Origin of the sequence: Yoonia sp., from assembly GCF_965660735.1 — a bacterium.
In the GTDB taxonomy this organism is placed as follows: Bacteria; Pseudomonadota; Alphaproteobacteria; order Rhodobacterales; family Rhodobacteraceae; genus Yoonia.
In genome coordinates this window covers 1-7,867 of sequence record NZ_CBFIBD010000031.1, presented here as the reverse complement: position 1 = coordinate 7,867, position 7,867 = coordinate 1, and the positions used below count along the sequence as shown (strand labels likewise).

The window sequence follows — 7,867 nt, the reverse complement described above, 5'->3', positions numbered from 1 at the left end:
TGGTTGATGCGGCTGGCGATTTCGCGCGGGCTGATCATGACGATCATCGCATTCTCGGCCCCCTGTAATGGCGCGAATTGCAGGTTGCACAGCATCGGCGCACGTTCGCCGCTGCCCACATCGACATCATTGACGAACAGCGACGTGCGGTTTTCACGCGCGCGCTGAAACGGGGCCTCAAGCGGGGCATCGATCATCACCTTTTCCCACAGCTTCTGGCCAGCAAGCGACTTGGTGGACATGTTCAGGAAACCTTCCGCCGCCGGATTGTTGGCGATGATCACATCATTGCAATCCAGCAATAGGGCCGGCACCGGCAGCGACGACCACAGGGCGGTATCGACGATCATGCCGCAATCCTTTCACTCAGCGCTTGGGGAAGATCGCGCAATACCTGCGCGGTGTCGGTTTGCGTCAGGATGGCGCGGCGCAATGCCGGGCCTGTGCCCGCATCGTCCATATACCAGCCCAGATGTTTGCGGGCGACCTTGCGGCCCATGTCCGGCCCGTAGAACGACAGCATCGCCTCGTAATGACGGCTTACCATGTCGATCAGGGCGTGCCCTTGCGGGATTTCGGGCGGTAGACCGCCATGCAGTGCCGCCGCCACCGCCGCCAGCACCCAGGGCCGCCCTTGCGCGCCGCGCCCGATCATCACGCCATCGGCACCCGACATCTGCAAGGCCTGCCGCGCCGTGGCTGCATTGACGATATCGCCATTGGCGATGACGGGAATACCGACGGCGTCCTTGATCGCCCGGATCGCGCCCCAATCGGCGGACCCTTTGTAAAACTGACAGCGCGTGCGCCCGTGGATGGTGACCAGCCGGACGCCTGCGTTTTCCGCCCGCCGCGCCACATCGGCGGCATTCAGGCTGTCATCGTCCCAGCCCAGCCGGGTCTTCAGCGTCACCGGCACATCGACGGCGTTTACAACCGCCTCGATCAGGCGCAAGGCATGATCGGGCGTGCGCAACAAGGCTGAGCCGGAATAACCGTTTGTCACCTTCTTGGCGGGACAGCCCATGTTGATGTCGATCATCGCGGCCCCGTTGGCGACAACCATGCGCGCGGCCTCGGCCATCCAATACGCCTCGCGGCCCGCGATCTGCACCGCTGTGCCGGCCTGATCGAACCCCAGTTCGGCCCGTTCGCGCACGCCGGGCTTGGCCTGCACCATTTCCTGACTGGCGACCATTTCACTCACAACCCAGCCCGCACCAAAGGACGCCACAAGCTGGCGAAACGGCAGATCGGTGATCCCGGCCAAGGGCGCAAGCGCGACAGGTGGCCGAAGGGTCACGCCGTCCAGCGTAAGAGATTCGGAATTCGCCAAAGGAATAGTCATTCGCTTAATGAGTGTGCTTTGAAGGTAAAATAGGCTGAACATCAGGGTTTCACAACGCCGCAAGGCGCAATTTCTGTGCACAAAACAGCATATGCCTAATATTTGTGCGTCGCGTAACCAAAACTGACGAATTGCGCCTTGGCGTTCCCGCCCCTAAAACCTGAGGCAAGGACACATCAGGAAACGCATGACCACAGTTGCAATCATCGTCGCCGCCGGGCGCGGGACGCGGGCCGGGGGTGATCTGCCCAAGCAATGGCAGATGCTGGGCGGGCGCTGCGTCGCCGCGACAGCGATGCAGGTGTTTGCCGACCACCCCGGCATCGACCGGCTGATCCTCGTGTTGCACCCCGATGACATGGAAAGCGCACGTTGGCCGCGCATCCCGGTCGCAGAAATTGTCACGGGTGGCGCAACGCGGCGCGAATCTGTTCTGGCGGGACTGGAGGCCGCGGCCAAGACCGCAGACCGTGTGCTGATCCATGATGCCGCCCGCCCACTGGTCAGCGCGACGATTATCGACCGTGTGCTTGACGCGCTTGATACACACGCCGGGGCCGCGCCCGCCGTAGCCGTCACCGATACGCTGTGGCATGGGCAGGACGACAAGGTGACCGGTATGCAGGACCGCAGCGGGCTTTACCGTGCACAGACACCGCAGGGGTTTCATCTGGGGCCCCTGCTGGCCGCGCATCGCGCCAATCGTGATGACGCCACCGATGACGTGGCCGTGGCCCGCGCGGCGGGGCTGGACGTGGCGATTGTGGCGGGCGATGAGGACAACATCAAGATCACCACGCCGGGCGATATCGCCCGCGCGACAAAACTGATGGGACACCAGATGGATATCCGCTGTGGCAATGGCTATGACGTGCACCGGTTCGGCCCTGGCGACCATGTGTGGCTGTGCGGCGTTCAGGTGCCCCACGACCGCAGCCTGCAAGGCCATTCAGATGCAGACGTAGGGATGCACGCAGTGACCGACGCGATTTACGGCGCGCTTGGCATGGGGGATATCGGCCAGCATTTCCCCCCGTCCGACCCACAATGGAAAGGCGCCGCCAGCCATATCTTTCTGGAACATGCCGTGGCACTGGCCGCCGACCATGGCTACCGGATCAGCAATGCCGACTGCACGCTGGTCTGCGAAACACCCAAGATCGGGCCCCATCAGGGCGCGATGAAATCCGCGATGGCGCGGATCATGGGGCTGACACCGGACCGCATCAGCGTCAAGGCGACAACCTCGGAGCGGCTGGGCTTTACCGGGCGCGCCGAAGGCATCGCATCTATAGCAACTGTCACATTGGTGAAACCATGACCCATCTGATCGCAACATTCTTTTACGCAGGCCACATCCGCCCTGCCCCCGGCACTTGGGGGTCGCTGGCCGCCCTGCCGGCCGCTTGGGTCATCTATATGCTGGCGGGTCCCTGGGGGCTGCTGGCGGGGGTCGTCCTGTCCTATGCGCTGGGCATCTGGGCCACGCGGATCGAAACCCGCGGCAAGGATAACCACGACCCAAGCGAAATCGTGATTGACGAGGTTTGCGGCCAGTGGATCGCGCTGCTGCCGATCGCGTTTGGCGCTGCCAATAACGGTGTCGCGATCACCGCGCTTTGGCCTGGCTGGGTCGCGGCGTTTGTCCTGTTTCGGTTGTTCGACATTACAAAATGGGGGCCTGTCGGCTGGGCAGATCGGATGCATGGCCCCACAGGCGTCATGCTGGATGATGTGATCGCAGGTCTTTTTGCCGCAATCGGCGTTGCCGCCCTTGCAGCCCTGTTTCATCTGGTGCTGATGTGAACGCGCTGGTCCTGCTACAGGCAGCCAAGGCGCGTGGCATCATGATCACCACAGCCGAAAGCTGCACAGGCGGCATGGTGTCGGCCGCCATCACCGATATGCCCGGCAGTTCGGCCATTTTCGACCGTGGCTTTGTGACCTATACCAATGCGGCCAAGCAACAGATGCTGTGCGTCGCGCCCGACACCCTGACCGCCCATGGCGCGGTGTCCGAGGACGTCGCGCGCGAAATGGCCAAAGGCGCGCTGGCCCATTCCGATGCGCAGATCGCGGTTGCCATCACCGGCATCGCCGGCCCCGGCGGGTCAGATCACAAACCCGAAGGTCGGGTGTGTTTCGCAACCGCCACCGCCACAACCTGCCAGACCGAGACTGTCGAATTCGGCGCGTTGGGGCGCGATCATGTGCGCGCCGCCGCCCGTGATCATGCGCTGGCCCTGTTGCTGGGACAGATCGAGACCTTCCCGCCGGTGAATTAACCAATCAGGCGGGCCAGGGCGCGTGTGTCATCCGCCCCGACCGCGCCCCACAGATCCTCCGCCATAGCGCCGCCAACGACGGCCCGCGCCTTTTGCATCAGCCGGTCATGGCGCGTGGCCGGATCAAGCGGCGCGTTCAGGTCGTGGAACAATTCGGCCTTGCGACCGTCGTCATAGGTGACATCAATCTGCGCCTGCATTTCAGTCAGGGCCGCATCTTCGTGCACGTGAACGCGGGCGCGTATGTCTGCCAATGCAGGATCGGTGGCGGCCTGATCTGAATAACTGTCAATCGCCGCCGTGCTGATCCCGGACAAATGCATCGCCGTGACCATCCGGTAGGAAAACTTGCATTCCAGCCCGCTGCGCGGCGTCAGGATATTGCAGACGCTCATCCAGCGGGGATGGGTCGTAATTGTCAATTCGGCCACTTCGCCGTTCAGCCCTTTCAGCGCCTCCAACGTGGCATGCAGACCGTGACAGCAGGCGTGGAATTTATGGCTGACGTCCCGCATCAACCAGTCATCCCCCATGCGCCTGAAACCGGCCATATCCCCTGCCCCGTGATGGGTCGCGCCAAAGCCCAATGCCCCGCCAAGCCCCGCATCCGCGGATGTCATCCCGCCCGCGGCCCATTGCGCGGCCAACACCCCGGTTTCAGCCGCCAACCCTGCATTGAGCGGTTTGCCCATCGTGCCGAACTGCGATTTAAGACCGGCGGCCTTGGTGGATACAAGCCCGAGTGCGGCAATCATCTGGGGCTGCGTCAACCCCAGCAGACGCGATGCCGCCATCGCCGCGCCAAAGGCACCGGCGGTCGCTGTCTGGTGGAACCCGATCTGATAGTGATCGCGCCCCAGCCAAAGGCCCACACGCACCGCAACCTCTGATCCGATCAGCGCAGCCTGTAGCACCTCGTCCAGTGTCCGGCCCTGTGACAGGGCCAGCACTGCCGGCATCACCGCGACACTGGTGTGGCCGATATGGGCAAAATGCGTATCGTCGTAATCCAGCGCGTGGCTGGTCGCCCCGTTGATCAGCGCCGCGCGCGCCGGTGGCAGGCGGTCACCCACCGCGCCCTCGGCCTCGGCCAGATCGCGCAGGATGCGGGCAATCGGTTCATCCCGGCCTGCAATGGCACAGACAGCCCAATCGAACAGCGCCAGCCGGATGATCGACATGGCATCGTGTGGCGGGGTTGCTGTGGCAGCAAACCGCGCGATCAAAACCTCAGGTATCATGCGTAAAGCTCTGCTGCGCGGCGCTCGAACGACCGGACGACACGCTGCATCGCCTCGTTGAAAAACATGCCTGCGGCGCCTTGCAACAGGCGGTTTCGAAATTCAAAATCCACAAAGAAAGATACTTCACAACCGCCCGATACATCTTTGAAATTCCAGCGACTTTCCATGTATTTGAACGGGCCATCCAGATATTCAGTGTCGATCTGCTGCTTGTCCGGCCACAATGTCACGCGGCTGCCGAACCTTTCCCGAAACACCTTGAAGGAAATCACCAGATCCGCCAGCATCACGGTCTTTTCGCCCTGATCGTCGACTGACCTGATCCGCGCAGCGGCGGTCCATGGCAGGAACTTGGGATAATTGGCCACGTCTGCCACCAGATCATACATCTGTCGGGCGGTGTAGGGCAGGAACTTTGTTTCCGAATGGGTGGGCATCAACTGGCTTTCACGGATGACTTCCCTGTGGGATGTCGTAAACTCTGCCCGGAAAATCAACCCTTTCCTGACCCGAGGCCCCCATGACCCACCGCCCCTACGTGATCCACGAAATGATCAGCGCCAAGACAATCGCCGCCAGAATCGAGGATCTGGCCCGCGAGATCGGGGCGGAGTTCAGGGATACGGACAAACTGGTGGTGATCGGCCTGCTGCGCGGGTCGTTCGTGTTCATCGCCGATCTGGTGCGCGAACTGGACCTGCCGGTCGAGGTCGATTTCCTAGAGGCATCCAGCTATGGGAACGCGATGGAAAGCAGCCGCGAGGTGCGAATCCTCAAGGATATTCGCGGCCAGATCGAAGGGCGCGATGTGCTGGTGGTCGAGGATATCGTAGATACCGGCCACACGTTGGCGCAGGTCACGCAGTTTCTGGCCACCCGCAACCCTGCCCGCCTGCGCACGATTGCCTTGTTGGACAAACCGGCCCGGCGCGAGGTTGATATTGTCGCGGATTGGACGGGGTTTGAAATTCCCGACGAATTCGTTGTCGGCTACGGCATCGACTTTGCCCAACGCAACCGCAACCTGCCGTATATCGGCAAGGTCAGCTTTCCCGGTGACGCGTCATAGGGCGGGACAGGCGGGAAGCAGCCCATCACAAAAATTTGACCGGCTGTGCAGTCGGACCATCTTAAGCATGTGTCATGCTTAACCCAATGAATCAACATGGAGATCTATTATGAAGAAAAGTCATCTTGCATCAACTTTCGCCCTTGCCGTCGTCTTGACAGGCACAGCGTTCGCCGCTGGTCATATCGACGAGGATGTCGCCAAAGCGATGGAGGCGCGCCAATCCCATATGACCCTTTACAGCTTTAACCTTGGCACCCTTGGCGGGATGGCGCAGGAAAAGATCCCCTATGATGCACAAGCCGCTGCCACTGCAGCCGCCGATCTGGCGGCCCTGGCAAACATCAGCCAGACCGGATACTGGATCGAAGGGTCTGACAGCAGCGTCGAAGGCAGCCGCGCCAAGCCCGAAATCTGGACCGATGCCGCAGGCTTTGCCGCAAAGCGGCAGGAACTGGCGACGGCCAGCACCGCATTGGCGGCGGCGGCAGGCGATGGTCTTGACGCGCTCAAGGCCGCGTTCGGTCCGGTGGGCGGGACCTGTGGCAGCTGTCACCGTGGTTACCGCGTTTCGGATAACTGATCCATGCGCATCTGGCGGGGTCTGGCGCTGTTGCTTGTCGCAGGCGTTGCGGGTGGGTTTGTTGTAACCCGTCCGCAACCGCTATCTGACGATGCACTTTCCGGCGTAAACGCAGACCCCGACCATGGCGCCGTGATCTTTGCCGCCGCGGGCTGTGCATCCTGCCATCGTGCGCCAGACACCGAGGAAGGTCCGCTGGCGGGCGGGCGGGCCTTCACCAGTGATTTCGGCACTTTCTATGCGCCGAATATCACCCCCGATCCGATCCACGGCATTGGCGACTGGACCGATCTGGAACTGGCCAACGCAATCCAGCGCGGCATCAGCCCGGGCGGTGCGCATTATTATCCCGCCTTTCCCTATACCGCTTATGCCAGGGCCAGCGCGCAGGATATCGGCGATCTGATCGCACATCTGCGCACCCTGCCTGCGTCCGCCACCCCCAGTCAGCCGCATGATGTCGGCTTTCCCTTCAACATCCGGCGCAGCCTTGGCGGCTGGAAACTGCTGTTTGGCAGCGATGATTGGGTATTGAACGGTGACCTGACCGCAGAAGTTCAGCGCGGGCGCTATCTGGTCGAGGCGCTGGGACATTGTGGCGAATGCCATACACCGCGCAATGCGCTTGGCGGCCTGAACCGCGCCAACTGGCTAGCAGGTGCGCCCAACCCGTCAGGCAAAGGCCGCATCCCCAACATAACCCCCGGGGGGCTGGATTGGTCGGAACAGGATATCGCCATCTATCTTGCAAGCGGATTCACCCCCGATTTCGACAGTGCCGGCGGAGAAATGGCAGAGGTGGTCCTGAATACCGCGCAACTGACCGACGATGACAGAGCCGCCATTGCGGCCTATCTCAAGGCAGTGCCAGCCGTCGCCGATCCGCAATAAGAACGCTGTTTCAGACCGCACCCAGCTTGCGCAGCCTTGCTTCGCGCAGACGGGCAAAGTCATCGCCCGCATGGTAGGATGACCGGGTCAACGGCGTTGCCGAAACCATCAGGAACCCCTTGTTATACGCAGCCTTTTCGTACGACGCAAATTCATCAGGCGTGACGAAACGGTCCACCTTGTGGTGCTTGGGTGTCGGTTGCAGATATTGGCCGACGGTCAGGAAATCGATATCGGCGGCGCGCATGTCCTCCATCACCTGCACGACAGCCTGACGATCCTCACCCAGGCCAACCATGATACCGGATTTGGTGAACATCGTCGGGTCCAGTTCCTTGACCCGCTGCAACAGGCGCAGGGAATGGAAATAACGTGCGCCAGGCCGGACCTCTGGGTAGAGGCCGGGCACGGTTTCCAGATTATGGTTAAATACGTCAGGGCGGGCTT

At 61.9% G+C, this 7,867-nt stretch carries 10 protein-coding genes and 1 pseudogene; 6 read left to right on the top strand and 5 right to left on the bottom strand.

The window, feature by feature from the left end; translation table 11 throughout:
- Together ACTG4B_RS11590 and dusB are read right to left on the bottom strand one after the other, a co-directional pair.
- On the bottom strand, nucleotides 1-350 hold a 350-nt coding region (locus ACTG4B_RS11590), incomplete at its 3' end, for a PAS domain-containing protein (protein ID WP_439155866.1).
- Nucleotides 347-1,348, bottom strand: a complete 1,002-nt coding sequence (dusB, locus tag ACTG4B_RS11585; RefSeq protein ID WP_439155865.1) for a tRNA dihydrouridine synthase DusB — start codon at nucleotides 1,346-1,348, stop codon at nucleotides 347-349. The genes dusB and ACTG4B_RS11590, both read right to left, overlap by 4 nt.
- A 187-nt stretch (nucleotides 1,349-1,535) precedes the next feature.
- On the opposite strand from dusB, the gene ACTG4B_RS11580 reads away from it, so the two are divergent.
- Genes ACTG4B_RS11580 through ACTG4B_RS11570 form a run of 3 tightly spaced genes read left to right on the top strand, consistent with a single transcriptional unit; the run spans nucleotide 1,536 to nucleotide 3,633 of the window.
- Nucleotides 1,536-2,669: a bifunctional 2-C-methyl-D-erythritol 4-phosphate cytidylyltransferase/2-C-methyl-D-erythritol 2,4-cyclodiphosphate synthase gene (locus ACTG4B_RS11580; protein WP_439155864.1), complete on the top strand. Its 1,134-nt coding sequence runs from the start codon at nucleotides 1,536-1,538 to the stop codon at nucleotides 2,667-2,669.
- On the top strand, nucleotides 2,666-3,154 hold the full coding sequence (locus ACTG4B_RS11575) for a phosphatidylglycerophosphatase A family protein (protein ID WP_439155863.1): 489 nt from the start codon (nucleotides 2,666-2,668) through the stop codon (nucleotides 3,152-3,154). Before ACTG4B_RS11580 ends, ACTG4B_RS11575 begins: the two co-directional genes overlap by 4 nt.
- Complete coding sequence (locus ACTG4B_RS11570; RefSeq protein WP_439155862.1) at nucleotides 3,151-3,633, top strand: CinA family protein; 483 nt, start codon at nucleotides 3,151-3,153, stop codon at nucleotides 3,631-3,633. The genes ACTG4B_RS11575 and ACTG4B_RS11570 overlap by 4 nt, the downstream gene beginning before the upstream one ends.
- Here the strand turns inward: ACTG4B_RS11570 and ACTG4B_RS11565 are convergent.
- Together ACTG4B_RS11565 and ACTG4B_RS11560 are read right to left on the bottom strand one after the other, a co-directional pair.
- A complete protein-coding gene (locus ACTG4B_RS11565; RefSeq protein ID WP_439155861.1) occupies nucleotides 3,630-4,874 on the bottom strand; it encodes an MmgE/PrpD family protein in 1,245 nt (414 codons plus the stop codon). The two genes, ACTG4B_RS11570 and ACTG4B_RS11565, sit on opposite strands and share 4 nt — an antisense overlap.
- The gene (locus ACTG4B_RS11560; protein ID WP_439155860.1) at nucleotides 4,871-5,314 is read right to left on the bottom strand and encodes a type II toxin-antitoxin system RatA family toxin; all 444 of its coding nucleotides are present in this window, start codon (nucleotides 5,312-5,314) and stop codon (nucleotides 4,871-4,873) included. Before ACTG4B_RS11560 ends, ACTG4B_RS11565 begins: the two co-directional genes overlap by 4 nt.
- An 83-nt stretch (nucleotides 5,315-5,397) precedes the next feature.
- On the opposite strand from ACTG4B_RS11560, the gene hpt reads away from it, so the two are divergent.
- The 3 genes from hpt to ACTG4B_RS11545 all read left to right on the top strand — a co-directional run bounded on the left by hpt (nucleotide 5,398) and on the right by ACTG4B_RS11545 (nucleotide 7,420).
- Complete coding sequence (gene hpt / locus ACTG4B_RS11555; RefSeq protein WP_439155859.1) at nucleotides 5,398-5,946, top strand: hypoxanthine phosphoribosyltransferase; 549 nt, start codon at nucleotides 5,398-5,400, stop codon at nucleotides 5,944-5,946.
- 109 nt (nucleotides 5,947-6,055) lie between these two features.
- Complete coding sequence (locus ACTG4B_RS11550) at nucleotides 6,056-6,529, top strand: c-type cytochrome (RefSeq protein ID WP_439155858.1); 474 nt, start codon at nucleotides 6,056-6,058, stop codon at nucleotides 6,527-6,529.
- Between the two features lie 3 nt (nucleotides 6,530-6,532).
- Nucleotides 6,533-7,420 (top strand): c-type cytochrome, encoded by an 888-nt coding sequence (locus ACTG4B_RS11545; protein ID WP_439155857.1) that lies wholly within the window; start codon nucleotides 6,533-6,535, stop codon nucleotides 7,418-7,420.
- 10 nt (nucleotides 7,421-7,430) lie between these two features.
- Here the strand turns inward: ACTG4B_RS11545 and ACTG4B_RS11540 are convergent.
- A pseudogene (locus ACTG4B_RS11540) lies at nucleotides 7,431-7,867 on the bottom strand (lipoyl synthase); the annotation flags it as partial.

Bases quoted from the DNA above. Each gene is read 5' to 3' on its own strand.
- dusB (WP_439155865.1), bottom strand. From the start codon at position 1,348: ATGACTATTCCTTTGGCGAATTCCGAATCTCTTACGCTGGACGGCGTG.
- ACTG4B_RS11580 (WP_439155864.1), top strand. From the start codon at position 1,536: ATGACCACAGTTGCAATCATCGTCGCCGCCGGGCGCGGGACGCGGGCC.
- ACTG4B_RS11575 (WP_439155863.1), top strand. From the start codon at position 2,666: ATGACCCATCTGATCGCAACATTCTTTTACGCAGGCCACATCCGCCCT.
- ACTG4B_RS11565 (WP_439155861.1), bottom strand. From the start codon at position 4,874: ATGATACCTGAGGTTTTGATCGCGCGGTTTGCTGCCACAGCAACCCCG.
- ACTG4B_RS11560 (WP_439155860.1), bottom strand. From the start codon at position 5,314: ATGCCCACCCATTCGGAAACAAAGTTCCTGCCCTACACCGCCCGACAG.
- hpt (WP_439155859.1), top strand. From the start codon at position 5,398: ATGACCCACCGCCCCTACGTGATCCACGAAATGATCAGCGCCAAGACA.
- ACTG4B_RS11550 (WP_439155858.1), top strand. From the start codon at position 6,056: ATGAAGAAAAGTCATCTTGCATCAACTTTCGCCCTTGCCGTCGTCTTG.
- ACTG4B_RS11545 (WP_439155857.1), top strand. From the start codon at position 6,533: ATGCGCATCTGGCGGGGTCTGGCGCTGTTGCTTGTCGCAGGCGTTGCG.